At 67.3% G+C, this 14,631-nt stretch carries 14 protein-coding genes; 5 read left to right on the top strand and 9 right to left on the bottom strand.

Features of this window, described 5'->3' with window-relative positions; all coding sequences use genetic code 11:
- The first annotated feature begins 16 nt into the window (after positions 1-16).
- Positions 17-628, top strand: a complete 612-nt coding sequence (gene coaE, locus BMZ17_RS01590) for a dephospho-CoA kinase (protein WP_093134480.1) — start codon at positions 17-19, stop codon at positions 626-628.
- Between the two features lie 22 nt (positions 629-650).
- On the opposite strand, the gene BMZ17_RS01585 is transcribed toward coaE, so the two are convergent.
- Together BMZ17_RS01585 and BMZ17_RS01580 are read right to left on the bottom strand one after the other, a co-directional pair.
- Entirely contained in the window at positions 651-1,610 is a 960-nt protein-coding gene (locus BMZ17_RS01585; RefSeq protein ID WP_093134476.1) for a Nudix family hydrolase, read from the bottom strand.
- A gap of 147 nt (positions 1,611-1,757) precedes the next feature.
- Positions 1,758-2,741 (bottom strand): helix-turn-helix transcriptional regulator, encoded by a 984-nt coding sequence (locus BMZ17_RS01580; RefSeq protein WP_093134471.1) that lies wholly within the window; start codon positions 2,739-2,741, stop codon positions 1,758-1,760.
- A gap of 109 nt (positions 2,742-2,850) precedes the next feature.
- Between BMZ17_RS01580 and BMZ17_RS01575 the strand changes: the two genes are divergently transcribed.
- Together BMZ17_RS01575 and BMZ17_RS01570 are read left to right on the top strand one after the other, a co-directional pair.
- Positions 2,851-3,471, top strand: a complete 621-nt coding sequence (locus BMZ17_RS01575) for a LolA family protein (protein WP_093134467.1) — start codon at positions 2,851-2,853, stop codon at positions 3,469-3,471.
- A 236-nt stretch (positions 3,472-3,707) separates the two neighbouring features.
- Positions 3,708-4,457 (top strand): DUF481 domain-containing protein, encoded by a 750-nt coding sequence (locus BMZ17_RS01570; RefSeq protein WP_175485446.1) that lies wholly within the window; start codon positions 3,708-3,710, stop codon positions 4,455-4,457.
- A gap of 97 nt (positions 4,458-4,554) precedes the next feature.
- Here the strand turns inward: BMZ17_RS01570 and BMZ17_RS01565 are convergent, their stop codons facing one another.
- The 6 genes from BMZ17_RS01565 to BMZ17_RS01540 all read right to left on the bottom strand — a co-directional run bounded on the left by BMZ17_RS01565 (position 4,555) and on the right by BMZ17_RS01540 (position 8,853).
- A complete protein-coding gene (locus BMZ17_RS01565) occupies positions 4,555-5,022 on the bottom strand; it encodes a methyltransferase family protein (RefSeq protein ID WP_343124180.1) in 468 nt (155 codons plus the stop codon).
- A gap of 12 nt (positions 5,023-5,034) precedes the next feature.
- Positions 5,035-5,955: a hydroxymethylbilane synthase gene (hemC, locus tag BMZ17_RS01560; RefSeq protein ID WP_093134460.1), complete on the bottom strand. Its 921-nt coding sequence runs from the start codon at positions 5,953-5,955 to the stop codon at positions 5,035-5,037.
- A gap of 189 nt (positions 5,956-6,144) precedes the next feature.
- A complete protein-coding gene (locus BMZ17_RS01555) occupies positions 6,145-6,879 on the bottom strand; it encodes a LytR/AlgR family response regulator transcription factor (RefSeq protein WP_175485445.1) in 735 nt (244 codons plus the stop codon).
- 7 nt (positions 6,880-6,886) lie between these two features.
- Complete coding sequence (locus BMZ17_RS01550; protein ID WP_093134456.1) at positions 6,887-7,942, bottom strand: sensor histidine kinase; 1,056 nt, start codon at positions 7,940-7,942, stop codon at positions 6,887-6,889.
- A gap of 4 nt (positions 7,943-7,946) precedes the next feature.
- Positions 7,947-8,615, bottom strand: a complete 669-nt coding sequence (locus BMZ17_RS01545) for an alpha/beta hydrolase (RefSeq protein WP_093134452.1) — start codon at positions 8,613-8,615, stop codon at positions 7,947-7,949.
- A gap of 46 nt (positions 8,616-8,661) precedes the next feature.
- Positions 8,662-8,853, bottom strand: a complete 192-nt coding sequence (locus tag BMZ17_RS01540) for a rubredoxin (protein ID WP_093134448.1) — start codon at positions 8,851-8,853, stop codon at positions 8,662-8,664.
- 63 nt (positions 8,854-8,916) lie between these two features.
- Here BMZ17_RS01540 and thiE point away from each other — a divergent pair, with 63 nt between their 5' ends.
- The gene (thiE, locus tag BMZ17_RS01535; protein WP_093134443.1) at positions 8,917-9,543 is read left to right on the top strand and encodes a thiamine phosphate synthase; all 627 of its coding nucleotides are present in this window, start codon (positions 8,917-8,919) and stop codon (positions 9,541-9,543) included.
- 108 nt (positions 9,544-9,651) lie between these two features.
- Here thiE and BMZ17_RS01530 read toward each other — a convergent pair whose 3' ends face one another.
- Positions 9,652-12,828 carry a TonB-dependent receptor gene (locus tag BMZ17_RS01530; RefSeq protein WP_093134438.1) on the bottom strand — a complete coding sequence of 1,059 codons (3,177 nt, stop codon included), beginning with the start codon at positions 12,826-12,828 and terminating at the stop codon, positions 9,652-9,654.
- A 398-nt stretch (positions 12,829-13,226) separates the two neighbouring features.
- On the opposite strand from BMZ17_RS01530, the gene hemL reads away from it, so the two are divergent.
- The gene (hemL, locus tag BMZ17_RS01525; RefSeq protein WP_093134434.1) at positions 13,227-14,513 is read left to right on the top strand and encodes a glutamate-1-semialdehyde 2,1-aminomutase; all 1,287 of its coding nucleotides are present in this window, start codon (positions 13,227-13,229) and stop codon (positions 14,511-14,513) included.
- Positions 14,514-14,631: the final 118 nt, after the last annotated feature.

The raw sequence follows: 14,631 nt of genomic DNA, 5'->3' as shown, positions 1-14,631 counted from the left end.
GGCGGATAATGCGGGCATGAGCCAGACCTTCATCGGCATGACTGGCGGCATCGCCTCGGGCAAGAGCGCGCTGGAAAGCGCGTTCACCGCGCTTGGCATCTTCGTCGCCGATGCCGACCGCATCTCGCGCGCCGTGGTCGAACCCGGTGAGCCGGCGCTGGCCGCGATCGTGGAAGCCTTCGGCGCGGACGTGCTCGATTCCGACGGCCAGCTCGACCGCGCGGCGATGCGCCGGCGCGTGTTCGACGACGTCGAGGCACGCCAGGAGCTGGAAGCCATCGTCCACCCCGCCGTGCGCGCCGCGCTGGAACAGCAATGCCGCATGGCCGCCAGTCCCTATGCCGTGGCGATGATTCCGCTGCTGGCCGAAGGCGGCGGGCGCGAACGCTATCCGTGGCTGCAGCGCATCGCCGTGGTCACCGCGCCGATGGAGGTGCGCATGGCGCGGCTGTTGCGCCGTGACGGCATCGACCAGGCGCTGGCCCAGCGCATGATCGACGCGCAGGCCAGCGATGCGCAGCGCATTGCCATCGCCGACGACATCGTGCGCAACGATGGCACGCTGGACGACATCGCCCAGGCCGTGGCCGAACTGGACCGGCGTTATCGGCTGCTGGCGACGGCCTGAGCCGCGCCCACCTTCAACAGGATCAGCTGGTCGGCCACAGGCCGCGAATCGCGGCGACGCCCTGTGCGCCGTGCTGGCGCGCTTCGGCGATGTCGGCCACACCCAGCCCGCCGATCGCGTAAATCGGCAACGACACGCCTTCGCGCAGGCGGGCGAACGCATCCCAGCCCATCGCGGGATGTTCCGGCTGGCCGGGCGTGTCGCGCACGTTGCCCAGCACCGCGAAATCGCAGCCTAGGTCTTCGGCCATGCGCAGCTCGTCCAGCGAATGGCAGGACGCGGCCAGCAGCGTGCCGCTGGCGACCGGGCGCGCATCCAGGCGGGCGAGCTGCTCGCCGCGCAGATGCAGGCCCACGCCCAGGTCGCGCGCCAGCTTGGCCGCGCCGTTGAGCAGCACCTGAGCCCCGGCCTTTTTGCACAGCGCGACCGCGGCAGCGGCCAGCTGCGGCCAGGCCGGATCGGCTTCCAGGCTGCGGCCGCGCAGCTGCACGCGGCGCACGCCGTCGGCCAGTGCCTTCGACAAGGCATCCAGCCATGCCTGGTGGTCGTCGCCCGGCTCGGGCGTGACCAGGTAACGGTCCGGCTGCTGCAGCACCGCCACCACCGGCTTGTCGGCGGCCGGCATCGGGTAACGGCTCAGCTTGTCCTGTTCGACCCAGGCCAGCGCCTGGCCTTCGACGCCGCGCGGCACGCCCTTCCACGCGGTGACGCGGCGGATGTCCAGCAGCAGCTGCTTGTCCGGGTACATGTGCGGCACGCGCATGATCGGCGCGCCGACCTGCACGGTGATGCCCAGTTCTTCCTGCAGCTCGCGGATCAAGGTGTCTTCGGTCGACTCGCCCGGCTCGCGCTTGCCGCCGGGGAATTCCCACAGCCCGGCCAGGTCGCGCCCATCGCCACGGCGGGCCAGCAGGATGCGCCCGCGCGCATCGGTGATGACGGCGGCAACGACGTGGATGGAGCGGAGTGGAGCGGATTCCATGGCGGGACTTTGCGCAGAAGTGGGGGAATGGCCCGCCGTCATCCGATGCCGGGTCCGCGGCAACAGGCGCGGGGACGGCGTCAAGACAACGGGAGACGACAACATGGTAGCCGACGCCGACGTGTGGCCGGCGCGTGGCACGAAGCTTCAGCGCTTGGCCGGATCGCCTTCGTAGTTGGACAGCGCCAGTTCCAGCAGCGCCTTGGCCTGCTCGCGCAGCACCGGCGGACCGACGATCTCGGCGTCCGAGCCGTAGTGCAGCACGTCCATCAGCAGCTCGCGCGAGGCGCTGTAGGGCACCTTCAATTCATAGCGGCCATCAGGCAGGAAGCGCCCTTCCTGGCGCGCGTGCCACTGCTCGTCGGCGACCCAGCGCGCAGCCTTGGGACTGAAGACGATCGTCGCCCAGCCCTTGGGTTCGCCGGAAAAAATCCCGTAGCTCGACGCCAGGTGCTGGCTCAGCTCGTCCTTGCCCATTTCCGCCGCGACGTCGTCCAGCGCGCGCGCATTGCTGATGCGGTCCACCGCGAAACTGCGCAGCGCCTCGCGGCCGTGGTCCCACGCATCCAGGTACCAGTTATCGCGGTAGTGGGTGATGCGCTGGGGCGAGACAGTGCGCTTGGTGCGCTCGTCGGTGGAGCGCGCGCGGTATTCGAAACTCAGTTGCTTGCGCTCCAGCACGGTGCTGGCCACGCAGCGGAAGGCCGCCTCGTCCAGCTTGCGGCCGCGATGCGGGATGACCCGCACGCGTTCGACCGGCCAGCGCTCGGCGCCGGCGTGGTCGGCCAGCAGGCCTTCCAAGCGCTTCTGCAGCGGTGCCAGCGCGCCGGCCAGCACGCCGCCGCCAGTGCGCAGCAGCAGCTCCTGCGAGGCCACCAGCGCGTACAGCTCGTCCGAGCTGAGCCACAGGCCCGGCAGCTCGAAGCGGTCGGTCTCGCCGGCGGCGTAGCGGAAGCCCGCCTCGCCATCGCCTTCCACCGGCGCCATCAGCGCATCGCGCAGATACGCCAGGTCGCGGTAAACAGTGGCGCGCGAGCAGCCCAGTTCGTCCTGGAGGCGCTTGACCGTGACCGGATAGCGCGCACCCTTCAGAATGCGGTGCAGGGCGGTGATGCGTTCGATCTTGTCCATGCGCCCGATTATGGCCGAGCCGCGCGTCAATGCATCGGGTGGCATTCACCGCCGGTGTCGCACCCTTGTCACCTGCCCGTCCTTTACCGCTTTCTCCGGAGTTGTCGTCATGCGTCGCGCCCTTCCCGTCCTGGCCTGCTTGCTGCTGGCCGCCTGCCAGGGCCATCCCGATCCCGCCGCCGGCCCTGCTACCCCGGCCGGGACTGCCGCGCGCACGCCGACCGAACAGGTGACCGCCTCGATGGAGGCCTTCCAGGAGGCGCGCAGCTTCCACGCGGTGATGTCGCTGGAAGGCGCGCGCGAGACCACGAACGAACTCGATTTCGTCGCGCCCGACCGCTACCGCATGCAGATGCCGATCGGCACCCAGGTGATCATCGGCGACGTGCTGTACCTGCAGTCGCAGGGCCGCACCCAGAAGATGCAGCTGCCCGAAGGCACCGTGGCCCAGTGGCGCGATCCGATGCAGCTCAAGGCCGGCCACGCCAACCTGCAGGTGCAGGAACAGGGCAGCAGCCAGATCGACGGCATCACCGCGCGCCAGTTCCTGGTGCGTAACGGCCCGGCCGAACAGCCGGTGCAGTTCTTCTACTGGATCGGCCCCGACGGCCTGCCGGTGCAGCTGCGCCATCAGGGCGTCTCGCAGGGCCAGCCGTACACGATGACCGTGCGCTACAGCCGCTTCAACGATCCGGGCATCGTGATCGATACGCCGGCGGCATCGGGCTGATCCGCCGCGACTTGTGGCAGTCCTTACAAGGGCGGTAACGCCATCGATAAGGTCGCCTCGCCGCTGGAGCGGGCCCCACATCCAAGCGTATCGATGCGTGTGTAGAACGCGTCAAAGATGTCAGCGCCGTGCCGCATTTCACGCCGATTCAAGTTAACGAAACGAAGATGGACCCCAAGAAGCCGGCTGAACACCGGCTTTTTTTGTACCCCAATCCCCCAAAAGGACTCATGACCATGCCCCACCGCCTCGCGCCTGTGCTGCTGTTGGCCCTGATCGCCCCCCTGCCCGCCCTCGCCCAGAACGGCGGCGCCGTTCCCTCCGCCGGCACCACCGATGACAAGGGCTGGAGTGGCACCGGCGAACTCGGCCTGGCCATTTCCAGCGGCAACACCGATACGCAGAACTTCGTCGGCAAGTTCCAGATGGATTACTCCGACCCGAAGTGGAAGCACCAGTTCGGCGGCAATTACCAGTACGGCAAGGATGAGGACGAAGAAAACGCCAACCGCTACGAGCTGTTCGGCACCAGCGGCTATCGCTTCGGCGAGCGCACCTACACCTACGGCTCGGTGCGTAACGAGCGCGATCACTTCACCGACGACGAGTACCAGTGGACCGTCGGTGTTGGTCTGGGCTGGGAAGCAGTCAAGACCGATCGCCAGCACCTGACGCTGGAAGCTGGTCCGGGTTACCGCTGGTCCAAGGACCAGGGCGTGCAGATCCACCACAACGAAGTCATCGGCCGTGGCTATGCCGACTACGGCGTCAAGCTGACCGATACCACCTCGTTCTACGACACGCTGCTGGTGGAATCGGGCGCGGACAACACCTTCGCCAAGAACCAGATCGGCGTGCAGGTGAAGATGACTGACGCGCTGGCCCTGAAGGCCGGCCTGGAAACCCGCCACAACACCGACGTCGAGCCGGGCCTGAAGAAGACCGACAACCTGACCACCGTCAACGTGGTCTACGGCTTCAAGTAAGCCAATGCGCCTGCGCTGAAGCGCAGCGCGTGGACACCGCCCCTCCAGCGGCAACGCGGAGGGGCTTTCTTTTTCTGGGACACCGAAAGCGAAAGCGCTACAGCCAGCGCCGGACCTGTGCGCAATAGGCGCGATAGACGTCGCCGAACCGTTGGTCCAGCGCACGTTCCTCAGGACCGATCTGCAGCGCGCGCAGCCACGCCAGCTGCAGAAGCACCGCAGGCAATACCCAAGCGGTCTGCAGCCACAGGCCCCAGCCGATCAGCACCAGCACGTGGCCCAGGTACATCGGATTGCGGCTGTACCGATAGACGCCGGTCGTGACCAATTGCGTGCTGGCCGCGGGGCGCATCGGATTGACCGTGGTGCCGACGCGCCGGAAGCCGCGCTTGGGCAGCAGGTTCAAGGCCACGCCGGCGAGCATCAACACGACCCCCATCCAATGCAGCGCTGGCGATGGGAACTGCAGCGGCATCCCGCGCGCCAACCACCAGACCGCGAGACCGAGCAGCGCCAGCAACACCGGCGGCGGCACGCGGGTTTCCAGTCGGCGCAGCGCGCGCATCGATGCTGCGGGTTAGAGGTCCAGATCGGCCAGCAGCGCGTCGGCGCCATTGGCCAGCAGCGCCTGGGCGACCTGATGTCCGAGGTTTTCCGGCGTCAGGTTGGATGAGGCGGCTTCGGCATGGACCAGGGTGCCCAGCTCAGCCGAGCCGACCAGGCCTTTCAGGGTCATGCCGTTCGCATCTTCCTGCGCGAACGCGCCGACCGGCACGTGGCAGCTGCCGTGCAGGGCGCGATTCATCGCCCGCTCGGCCTCGACGCAGCGACGCGTAGGCAGGTGATCCAGCGCGGCGAACAAGGCCAGCACCTGGGCCGCATCGCTGCGGCATTCCACCGCGATCGCGCCCTGCGCAGGCGCGGGCAGCCACTGCGGCGATTCCAGTCGCGCGGTGATGCGGTCCTGCAGGCCCAGGCGCTGCAGCCCGGCGCAAGCCAGGATGATGGCGTCGTACTCGCCGGCATCAAGCTTGGCTAGGCGCGTATTGACGTTACCGCGCAGGTCGGCCAGCTGCAGGTCCGGGCGCAACGCGCGAAGCTGCGACTGGCGGCGCAGCGAGGAGGTGCCGACCTTCGCCCCGTGCGGCAGCGCGTCCAGGCGCTGATAAGCGTTGGAGATGAAGGCATCGGCCGGATCGGCGCGCTCCAGGATGGCCGGCAGCACGAATGGCCCTTCCAGCTCCATCGGCACGTCCTTGAGCGAGTGCACCGCGCAGTCTGCGCGGTCGTCCAGCATCGCCAGCTCCAGCTCCTTCAGGAACAGGCCCTTGCCGCCGATGGCGGCCAGCGAGCGATCCAGCACCTCGTCGCCCCTGGTGCTCATCGGCACCAGTTCGACAGCCAGCCCGGGATGGGCGGCGCGCAACAGGTTGGCGACGTGTTCGCTCTGCCATAAGGCGAGCGCGCTCTTGCGGGTGGCGATGCGCAGCGATCTCATGCCGGCATTATCGCCGCAACCGGCCACCGGGCGGCGATGCGCGATGTCCGAATGAGAATTGCCCTGGTCGGCACGCCCTTGTGGGAGCCGCTTCAGCGGCGAAGGGCTTTGCTTAGATATCCATCATCGCCGCTGAAGCGGCTCCCACGGAAATCCTCGACGCACCGCGGTTCTCCGACGCCCGCTGCTTTACAGCGCCTTGACCGTATCCCGCAGCGCGGGCACGCAACGCCGGCTGACTTCCAAGGGCGCCGGCGCATGGCGCAGCACCGCCTGCACGCGGCCATCATCCACGCGCCGCAGTTCCATCAGCTCGTGGCGGGCGACCAGGCAGTTGCGATGGATTCGCACGAAGCGGCTGGCGAACTCCTCTTCCAGCGACTTCAGCGATTCCTCGATCAGGTCCTCGCCACGGGCGTGGTGGACCACGACGTATTTTTCTTCGGCCTGCAGGTAGTGCACGTCGTCCAGCGGAATCAGGCGCAGGCTGCCACGCAGGCGGGCACACAGGTGCGTGCGCGGCTGGCGGCTCGACGGCGCCGGCGCGGTGGCGCGACCGGCGATGAAGGTGCGCGCGCGCTCCAGCGCAGAAACCAGCCGCTCCACGCGCACCGGCTTCATCAGGTAATCGATCGCCGCCGCCTCGAACGCCGACAGCGCGTGCGCGTCATACGCGGTGCAGAACACCACCGCCGGACGCGGATCGAACGCGGCCAGATGGCGCGCGGCCTCCAGTCCGTCGACGCCGGGCATGGAGATATCCAGCAGCACCAGGTCCGGCCGATGCTCGGCGCAGGCCTGCAGCGCGGCCAGGCCATCGCCGGCTTCAGCCACGACCTGCACGTCAGGCTGCTCGGCCAGCAGGCTGCGCAGGCGTTCGCGGGCAAGGGGTTCGTCGTCTACAACCACCACGGTCAGGGGCATGCGCACCTCAGGCCAGGGGAATGGCGAGTTCACAGGCATAGTAGCCCTGCTCCCAGAAGCCCGTCACCCGCGCGCTCGCGCCAAAGCGATACGACAGCCGGTGCGCGATGCTGCGCTGGGCGTGTCCGGCCCCGCGCCCCACCAGCGGCACCGGCACGCTGCCGGGCTCGGGCGCGGGATTGCGCACGCGGATATGCAACAAGCGGCCTTCCACGTGCAGATCAATCTCGATGGTGCCGCCTTCAGACAGGCGCGAGATGCCATGCAGTACCGCGTTCTCCACCATCGGCTGCAGCACCAGGCGCGGCAGCACCAGATCCCAGGGCAGCGGCTCGATGCGGTTCCACTGCACCTGCAGGCGCTCGCCCAGGCGCAGCGATTCGATCGAAAGATAGCGCTCGGCCAGCTCCACTTCCTGGGCCAGCGAGGAGTTGTCTTCGCCCGCACCCAGTGCAGCGCGGAACAGATCCGACAGATCCAGCACCGCGCGCTCGGCCACCTGCGGCGCGCTGTGCAGCAGGCTGGCGATGAGATTCATGCTGTTGAACAGGAAATGCGGGCGAATGCGCGCCTGCAGGGCGTCGGCCTCCGCGCGCGCACTGGCCGAGACCTGCGCGGCCCAGCGATCGCTGACGTAGAAGTAGCGCAGCGCCAACGCGCTGATCAGCATCACCACCGCCGCGCTGCCCAGCACGAACCGCCAGAACCCTACGCCACCTGCGCCGATTTCCAGGCCGGTGGCGGTGTACAGCGTGTACAGGGCGCCGGCCGAAAACATCGCCACCGCGCCGGCCACGCCGACCGCGCACAGCGCGCCCAACCGCTGCGGCAATCGCGACAGATGCGGGCGCATCACGCACAGCAGCGCGGTCACCGCGATCGCCTGCCACAGGCCAAACGCGCTGGCCGAGAGGAAATGCTCGACCGTCCAGTGCGGCGCCCCATCGGGCGACAGCGACAGCACGATCACCACCAGTTCGGCCAGGCCCAGCATCACCAGCAACCGCGGCACCGTGCACAGCTCCGGCAACCAGTCCTGCGGTGCGGCGGGCGCCTCGCTCATGGGCTCAGGAGAAGCGCTGCGACATCCAGTCGCCCAGGTCGCGGATTTCCTCGGCGCAGACCGAATGGCCCATCGGATAGGTATGCCAATCGATGCTGAAGCCTTCGCCGGTCAGCGCCTGCGCGCTGCGCTGGCCGTATTCGGGCAGCACGACCGGATCGGCAGTGCCGTGGCCCATGAAGATCGGCTGCGTCCTGGCGGCTTCATGAGCGAACCCAGCCAGCGCGTCAGCGGCAGGCAGGTACGTCGACAGCGCGATCAGCCCGGCCAGCGGCACGCTGCGGCGCGCGCCTGCGGCGAGGGTAATCGCGCCGCCCTGCGAGAAGCCCGCCAGCAGGATGTGCGCGGCGTCGATGCCCCGCGCCGCTTCGCGCGTGATCAGGGCTTCGACCTGGACGATCGATTCGTCCACGCCGGCCGCGTCGGCGCGCGTGGCGAAATCGGTGCCGGCGATGTCGTACCAGGCCCGCATGCGCATGCCGTTGTTGATCGTCACTGCGCGCACCGGCGCGTGCGGGAACACGAAGCGCAGCGCCGGCCAGCCCGGGCGCACCAGCTCGGGCACGATCGGGGCGAAGTCATTGCCATCGGCGCCCAGGCCGTGCAGCCACAGCACGGTCCACTGCGGGGCGGCGCCGGTTTCCAGTTCAACGGTGTCGAGCAGGTCGCTCATGCAATCTCCAGGCAAGGATGGCGAGCGGTGATGGGGCCAGGCGCCGTCAATCCAGCTCGACCATCTCGAAATCGTCCTTGGTCACGCCGCAGTCGGGGCAGGTCCAGGTCTCGGGCACGTCTTCCCAGCGCGTGCCGGGCGCGATGCCTTCTTCGGGCAGGCCTTCGGCTTCACGGTAAATGAAGCCACAGACCACGCACATCCAGTTGCGGTAGGTGGTGTCGCCGGGGTTGCTCATCGGATCATCGCAGGCCTAGGGTGCCGCATTGTCACACACGCGCCCCGGCGCGCTGGAGCCGCCATGTCCCGCCTCACCTCGCACCGTGGCCTGTACCTGATTACCCAGGAGGACGCCGATGGCGCGCGCCTGCTGGCCCGCACGCAGGCCCTGCTGGAGGCCGGCGTGGTCACCTGGCTGCAGTACCGCAACCGCGCGGCCGACGCCGCAGCTCAGCGCGAACAAGCCACTACGCTGCAGGCGCTCTGCGCGCAGCACGGCGTGCCGCTGATCATCAACGACGACATCGCGCTGGCCTTGTCGATCGGCGCAGCGGGCGTGCATCTGGAAGACAACTCGATCGGCCTGGAAGCGGCCCGCGCTGCACTCGGCCCGCAGGCCCTGATCGGCGCGTCCTGCTACGACCAGGCGGCACTGGCGGCCCAGGCGGTGGCGCAGGGCGCCAGCTACGTCAGCTTCGGTGCGTTTTTCCCCAGCCGCAGCAAGCCGACCACGCATCGCGCCACACCGGCGGTGCTGCTGGAGACCGCAACGCTGGGCGTTCCGCGCGTCGCCATTGGTGGCCTGACCCCGGCCAATGCCCGGCCCGCCATCGACGCCGGCGCCGATCTGATCGCCGCCATTGGCGGGGTCTACGATGCGGCCGATCCGATTGCCACGGCGCGCGCGTTCAAAGCGTTGTTCGACTGAACGCCTGATCCACTAGAAGCAAAAAGGCCGCGGCAGATTGCCGCGGCCTTTCGTTTGGATCGACTTCCTGCTGTCCCGGCCTGCCAACGCAGGCCGGGGCGACGTACATCAGAAGTCGTAGCTTGCGGTAACGCGGGCGTAGCGCGGGGTCTGATACGCCACCGCCTGGCCGTACAGCGGGTTCACCGAGTTATCCGGCAGCTGCGAGAACGGGTAGTAGGTGATCGGCTTCTGCGCGTTGAGCACGTTGAAGATGTTGAGGTTGATCGCCAGCTTGCCTTCGGCGAAATCCGGCTTGAAGGTGAAGCCCAGGTCCAGCTGGTTGATCCACGGCATCCGACCATGCGAGCCCGGGGGCGATGCACTGCCGGTGCCGGTCGCCGGGTCGTAGCAGTAATGGTACGGGCCACCGGTTACGGCGCTGCCGCCGTAACCCGCCGGATCGCTGCCGGAATAGGTCGTGCCGTAGTAGTTGCCCAGGCAGTTCTTCGGCGCACCGGAGGCCATGCTCAAGTTGGCGGAGATGCCGAACTCACTGGTCAGCTGGTAGTAGCCGTACAGCTTGAGCTGGTGACGGTGATCGTTGGACTGGTCGCCGTTGGTGTTCTCCATCAGCGCGGCATGGTCCCAGCTCTGCGTGGTCGAGACCGCCGCCTGGCCCTGGTAGCTGCCCAGCGCGCCACCGGAACGGAACAGGTCCGAACGCAGCTGGCCCTCGGTCGTGCCGTAGCTATGCGACCACACGTAGTTCGCCTTGGCATACCACTTGCCATCGAACGGACGCTCGAAGTTGAACTCCAGGCCCGCGTAGTCACGCTTTAGCTCCGGGAAGCCAGCAGCCTCACGCGACACGCTGACCTGGCGCAGGTTGCCATCGGTGTCGTACACGTTCCAGATGTTGGTCTTGCCCGGATTGATCAGCTCAGCGCCGGCGGTCCGGGTGTAATCGATGTCGACACCCTGCGCGATGGCCGAGTTGACCAGGCCGACGTTGTCGGTATCGAAGTTCTGGTCATCGATCGCGTCGTTGAGGCGGCGATAGGTGCCGCGCACGCCGTAGACCCAGCCGTTCTCCATCTGCTTGCTGAAGCCGAGGATCAGCTCATCCTGGTTCTCGCCCTTGATGTCCTTGACCACGGCGGCGTTGGGATCGGAGGCTCGACCGAAGCGCGAGTTCGCCGAAACCGCCGGGCCCAACGACTGCGAGATGATCGGCGTGCCGTCGGCGTTGATGCCGCTATAGGTGAAGTACTCGCTCTTGGACACCGAGGAGGTGAACAGACCGACGGCCGACAGCGGCAGACCCAGGTAGTAGCGGCCGATGTTGCCGAACACCTTCAGGCTGGAATCGCCGTGCACGTCCCAGCTGAAGCCGATGCGCGGCGACCACGCATCCACGCTGATATAGGGCACGTGGCTGATCGGCACGTAGTTGGTGAACTCATCCTTGCGCAGGCCCAGGCTCAGCAGCAGGTTGTCGGTCACCTGCCACTTGTCTTCCAGGTAGTACGCCTTCTGGTCGGCGTCGTAGGAGTTCAGGCCGCTGGTGGTGTCCTTGGTCACGTAGTAACCGGAGGCACCGTAGACCGGGTCGACCAGGCCCGGACTGGCCGCGCCCTTGCCACCGGCCTCGTTGGCCGACTGGCTGATCAGGCCGTTGGCGCCTGCTGCGGTGCCGTACGGATCGCTGGTGCGGCCGTAAGTCCAGGCATAGCCAGGGCCTGAGGCCTGTGTACCGATGTTGGTGGCTTTCAGATCCTGGTTGTCCACGCCGGCCGTGATCGCGTGGTCGCCGAGGCGCCATTCCACGCTCAGGCGCAGGTTGCGCTTCTCGTACTCGCGGTCCGACGCGGTGATCGAGCTCTGCAGCTGCGAACCCTGGATCGGCGTGCCGCCCGTGTAGGCCGGATTCTGCAGTGCGACGCTGCCGATCACCGGGCCATTGGCCGCGCTGTAGTTGTAGTAGCTGATCTCATCCGGCGTGCGCATCTCGCCGTACAGCGCGCTGACGGTGATGTTGTCGCCAAAGTAGCCGGTGTACTTGGCCGAATTCAGGACCGGGCCGGCCTTGTTGGTGTTCTCGTTGTTGTAGTACGCACCCTTAGAACGGGTGAGGTAGTTGTACCGGTAGATCGTGCCGTTGGTTTCGTACTTGTCACCGGCGCTGGTGAGTTCCAGCAGGTGGTTATCGGTGATGTACCAGTCCAGCTTGCCGTACCAGCGATTCTGCTCGTATTCGTATTCGGTCAGACCACCGACCGCACCATTGTCGGCGTCACGATTGCTGGCGATGCGGGTGCCGTGCGAATTGACGCGTTCACCGGCCAGGAAGAAGAACAGCCGGTCCTTGAGGATCGGGCCGCCGACATAGGCGCTGTAGGTTTCAGAGGTTGCCTTGGTCTCGCTCAACGGCTGGTACAGGCCATTGGCCGAACGGGCATAGTTGTAGGCCGTGTTGGTGGTCGTCGAGGTCTGGCTGTCGGGACGCCAGTAGATGTCCTTCTGGCTGGCCTTCATCGCATCCGGCTCGAACACGACCGCCGCGCCAAACTTCCATTCATTGGTACCGCGCTTGCCGACCTGGTTGATCACGCCGCCGTTGGAACGGCCATACTGGGCGCCATAGCCGCCGGTGAAGATTTCCTGCTGGTCGATCGCGCCGTAGGGCAGCGTCAGGCCGCCGAGGTTGTTGGCGGTGGAAGTGGTGTTGAAACCGTTGAGGTAGTAGGCGTTTTCCGAAGCGGCCGAACCACCGAAGCTCGGCAGCGAGCCGCCTAGCGGACCGTTGTCGAAACCACCGCTGTTGACCACCACGCCCGGCGCCAGCAGCGCGATCGCTTCAGCGCTGCGACCCAGCGGCAGCTGCTGCAGCTGCTCGGAGGTCACCACGGTGCGGGTGTCGACGCTGGAGACGTCGATCGGGGAAATGGCGGTCGTGCCCTTGACCGAGACCGAGCCCAGGGTGGTGGCGCCACCGGCGGACAGCCCGACTTCGGTACCGGCGCCGACCAGGATCGAGACGTTCTCGCGGGAGTCGACGACCGCGCCGTCGTGCTTGAGGGTCACGGTGTAGCTGCCCAGCGGCACGCTGCTCAGCGAGTAGCGGCCGCCTTCGACCTTCACTTCGCGCGAGAAACCGCCGCTGCTCTGGACCAAGACCGTATCGGCATCGCCGGCCCCGCTGACGGTGCCGAAGATGCGGCCGGTGGTGGACTGGGCATAGGCCCCGTTGGCGGCAACCGCCAAGGCCAGCGCCAGGGCGCTCTTACGGATCAATCGATTCATGCTGCTTGTTTCCCCAAAAGTTGGAACGGCAAGGTGCCGAAGAGCGCGTCGCTTCACCCCTGAGAACGACGCTGCGGTGACACTTTGAAAACTTGAGTCACATGTGGCGAATGGCGTTTGTTTATGACGTCATGCATCCGCGTGTGCTCTGGATGCTAATCAGCGTCACGCTTTGGCGCCGCAACTGCGACGGGTAGGTCCCACCTGGGTGGGTAGGTAGCTCGGCCAAGCCCTTGCTGCGCTTGGCCGTTGTGGCCCGCAAGCCCGACAATAGGCGGCGTACTGGCCGTCTTTCGGCCCCGGCACGTCCCCGCGCGCGAGCTGCGTTCGCCGCGCGGGCACCGCCTGCCACCCTTCCCTCTGGGCGCCCGGCGCCCACCCGCACAGGATCCCAACCCATGCAGCACGACCGTTCGCACGCCTTGTTCACCCAGGCCCAGGCCCTGATCCCCGGCGGCGTCAACTCGCCGGTGCGCGCGTTCAAGTCCGTGGGCGGCGAGCCGTTCTTCGTCCAGCGCGCCGACGGCGCCTACCTGCATGACGTGGATGGCAATCGCTATATCGATTACGTGGGCTCGTGGGGCCCGATGATCGTCGGCCACAACCACCCGCACGTGCGCGAGGCCGTGGAGAAGGCGATCCGCGACGGGCTGTCCTTCGGCGCGCCCTGCCCGGCCGAAGTCACCATGGCGCAGACCATCACCCGCCTGGTGCCTTCCTGCGAGATGGTGCGCATGGTCAACTCCGGCACCGAGGCCACGCTGTCGGCAATCCGTCTGGCGCGCGGCGCCACCGGCCGCCAGCGCATCGTCAAGTTCGAAGGCTGCTACCACGGCCACGGCGATTCGTTCCTGGTCAAGGCCGGCAGCGGCATGCTGACCCTGGGCGTGCCCACCTCGCCGGGCGTGCCGGCGGGCCTGAGCGAACTGACCGCCACGTTGAGCTACAACGATTTCGAAGGCGCCACGGCGCTGTTCGAGGACATCGGCAGCGAAGTGGCCGCGGTGATCATCGAGCCGGTGGTGGGCAACGCCAACTGCATCCCGCCGCGCGAAGGCTACCTGCAGCACCTGCGCGACCTGTGCACCCGGCGCGGCGCGCTGCTGATCTTCGACGAAGTGATGACCGGCTTCCGCGTGGCCCTGGGCGGCGCGCAGGCGCATTACGGCATCACGCCGGACCTCACCACCTTCGGCAAGATCATCGGCGGCGGCATGCCGGTGGGTGCCTACGGCGGCCGTGCCGATTTGATGACGCAGATCGCCCCGTCCGGCCCGATCTATCAGGCCGGCACCCTGTCAGGGAACCCCGTCGCGATGGCCGCCGGCCTGGCGATGCTGGACCTGGTCCAAGCGCCGGGCTTCCACGCCGACCTGACCGCCACCACCGCCACCCTCTGCGCCGGACTCGAAGCAGCCGCGCGCGACGCCGGCGTGGCCGTGACCACCAACCAGGTCGGGGCGATGTTCGGCCTGTTCTTCACCGACCAGAAGGTGGAGACCTACGCCCAGGCCACGGCCTGCGACACCGCGGCCTTCAACCGGTTCTTCCACGCGATGCTGGAACGCGGCGTGTTCCTGGCGCCCTCGGCCTACGAGGCTGGCTTCACCTCCAGCGCGCATGACAGGATTGTCATCGAAGCCACTCTGCAGGCCGCAAAGGAAGCGTTTTCGGCCATCGCGTAGTCAACCTGCGGTTTTTCACGCTTGTCGGCATGACTTGGCAAATGACAGCGCCCTGACATAACGTGGCTGACAGATACCTAAGGACGGGTATGGGCGGGGGCCCTGTCACAGAATCGGT

It is taken from the genome of Pseudoxanthomonas sp. GM95, assembly GCF_900109775.1.
In the GTDB taxonomy this organism is placed as follows: Bacteria; Pseudomonadota; Gammaproteobacteria; order Xanthomonadales; family Xanthomonadaceae; genus Pseudoxanthomonas_A.
Note: the sequence above shows the minus strand (reverse complement) of the source record. Positions and strands in the feature narration are given on the sequence as shown.

Excerpts from the sequence above, each read along its gene's own strand:
- BMZ17_RS01565 (WP_343124180.1), bottom strand. The coding sequence starts at position 5,022 with ATGCGCGCGCTGCGCCGACTGGAAACCCGCGTGCCGCCGCCGGTGTTG.
- BMZ17_RS01575 (WP_093134467.1), top strand. The coding sequence starts at position 2,851 with ATGCGTCGCGCCCTTCCCGTCCTGGCCTGCTTGCTGCTGGCCGCCTGC.
- thiE (WP_093134443.1), top strand. The coding sequence starts at position 8,917 with ATGTCCCGCCTCACCTCGCACCGTGGCCTGTACCTGATTACCCAGGAG.
- BMZ17_RS01550 (WP_093134456.1), bottom strand. The coding sequence starts at position 7,942 with ATGAGCGAGGCGCCCGCCGCACCGCAGGACTGGTTGCCGGAGCTGTGC.
- BMZ17_RS01570 (WP_175485446.1), top strand. The coding sequence starts at position 3,708 with ATGCCCCACCGCCTCGCGCCTGTGCTGCTGTTGGCCCTGATCGCCCCC.
- BMZ17_RS01540 (WP_093134448.1), bottom strand. The coding sequence starts at position 8,853 with ATGAGCAACCCCGGCGACACCACCTACCGCAACTGGATGTGCGTGGTC.
- hemC (WP_093134460.1), bottom strand. The coding sequence starts at position 5,955 with ATGAGATCGCTGCGCATCGCCACCCGCAAGAGCGCGCTCGCCTTATGG.
- coaE (WP_093134480.1), top strand. The coding sequence starts at position 17 with ATGAGCCAGACCTTCATCGGCATGACTGGCGGCATCGCCTCGGGCAAG.
- BMZ17_RS01555 (WP_175485445.1), bottom strand. The coding sequence starts at position 6,879 with ATGCCCCTGACCGTGGTGGTTGTAGACGACGAACCCCTTGCCCGCGAA.
- BMZ17_RS01545 (WP_093134452.1), bottom strand. The coding sequence starts at position 8,615 with ATGAGCGACCTGCTCGACACCGTTGAACTGGAAACCGGCGCCGCCCCG.
- BMZ17_RS01580 (WP_093134471.1), bottom strand. The coding sequence starts at position 2,741 with ATGGACAAGATCGAACGCATCACCGCCCTGCACCGCATTCTGAAGGGT.
- hemL (WP_093134434.1), top strand. The coding sequence starts at position 13,227 with ATGCAGCACGACCGTTCGCACGCCTTGTTCACCCAGGCCCAGGCCCTG.
- BMZ17_RS01585 (WP_093134476.1), bottom strand. The coding sequence starts at position 1,610 with ATGGAATCCGCTCCACTCCGCTCCATCCACGTCGTTGCCGCCGTCATC.
- BMZ17_RS01530 (WP_093134438.1), bottom strand. The coding sequence starts at position 12,828 with ATGAATCGATTGATCCGTAAGAGCGCCCTGGCGCTGGCCTTGGCGGTT.